Origin of the sequence: uncultured Campylobacter sp., from assembly GCF_937949835.1 — a bacterium.
Lineage (GTDB): Bacteria > Campylobacterota > Campylobacteria > Campylobacterales > Campylobacteraceae > Campylobacter_B.
Window position 1 is genome coordinate 1 of the sequence record NZ_CALEDC010000029.1, and the last position, 1,450, is coordinate 1,450.

Annotated in this window: 2 protein-coding genes and 1 pseudogene; all 3 read right to left on the reverse strand. The window is 42.8% G+C overall.

Annotated elements, in window-relative coordinates:
* Positions 1-42: 42 nt before the first annotated feature.
* A complete protein-coding gene (locus Q0256_RS00650; protein ID WP_297959084.1) occupies positions 43-540 on the reverse strand; it encodes a phage major tail tube protein in 498 nt (165 codons plus the stop codon).
* 12 nt (positions 541-552) lie between these two features.
* Positions 553-795: a hypothetical protein gene (locus tag Q0256_RS00655; RefSeq protein WP_297959086.1), complete on the reverse strand. Its 243-nt coding sequence runs from the start codon at positions 793-795 to the stop codon at positions 553-555.
* Positions 780-1,450: pseudogene (locus Q0256_RS00660) on the reverse strand (phage tail protein); the annotation flags it as partial. The pseudogene Q0256_RS00660 and the gene Q0256_RS00655, both read right to left, overlap by 16 nt.

A 1,450-nucleotide genomic window follows, 5' to 3' on the forward strand; every position in this document is an offset into this window, starting at 1 on the left:
TTTTTTAGTGCCATTTTAAATTTCCTTTCTTTACCTTACCCTTTAAGATATATTTTTTCGGATAGACTCGTATAGGTCTATACCGTCTACAGCGTAAATTTTATTATCCACGTCATAGATCAAAACGGGCTTTTTGTCCACGTCGTATTTGCAAAAATAGCAATTCATTTCGATGCTTAAATTCGCCTCTTTATTCATCTCGAATTTGGGCGGCTCTAGGACTTTGATATTACCGCTAAAGGTAGCTACTACTTGAGTAGCTGCTCCTTCACCGTCGGTATGGTTGGCTTTAACGTATAGGGATTGCTTTATTTTCGTGTTTAGTAGTGCAAAATAAACAGCGCTTACATTATTTATCGTAAATTTAGCTGATAGGGGCTTGAGCGTAGGTAATACGATCTCGTATTTGCCGATCTCCGCGCTTGCCTCGATAGTCTCGTGTTCGAACTTTGGCGGCTCGAAATCCACTAACTCGCCCATAAGTCCGATACCTGCTATAAATAAATTCCCGCCCGTGATCGCTTGTGCTTTTAAAGACATTTTCAACTCCTTTTAAATTTTTAAAGCTCTTCTATCAAAATACTCGGTGACTCTGTAAATTCTATTCGTGATGTTCTTAAGAAGCGGCATTTCTTGAACTTTGTGTTTGATGTAGACTTTGCCCTCGCTTATCGTCTCATTACTGTTTAGCTCGACTGGCACCGTCACTTCAAAGCCTACCGCAACGTTATTTGCGACCAAACGGCGATAAAACGCCTCGAGGCTATCGACTACGTTTTTTAGCACGTCGCGCATACGCTTATCGATCGCTTTTGAGCTTCGAATATCGTCTCGATCGCCGTATAAAAGATGACATAGGTATGAAGCGAGCTAAAATCCTCGTCTCGAGTCTCGCCGCCCCATGCCCTGATGCCGTCGTCTACGTAAGCGATCGTGATGCCTTCGCTTCTTAGTCGGTCGGCTTCGCAGTCCACGCCCTGGATAAACTCTACATTATCCACGATGCCGGTTATTCCTCCTATGACTCTATTTGAGAAAGTTTGCGAAAAGCCGTATTCGGTTTCTGCCATTACTTTAGCATAAAGTGCGATCAAAAACATCGAAAGCGGACGCACGACTTTATCCGTCCTAGTTACTTTTTGATACGTTATGATCGCGGTTTTTGTTTGCAGCGTTTTTACGGCGAGTTTAGCACTCGTTTCATTAGTGGCGTCGATCTCGATCGCGTAAACTGCACGCAAATATTCGGCTACTTGCTTTAGCTTTTCATAAACGCCAGTATCGTTATACTCCGGCGCACATAAAAATTTCGGCTTCGCGGCTACTTCGTTCTCAGCTTTCTTAAGAGCGTCAATAGCTTTTAAGCAAGAGTTTAGATTTTCTTGTTTTTTAGCATCGCTGTCGGAATTAGCACTTGGTTTAAAGGCGCTTAGAACGACTTGCGTATGTA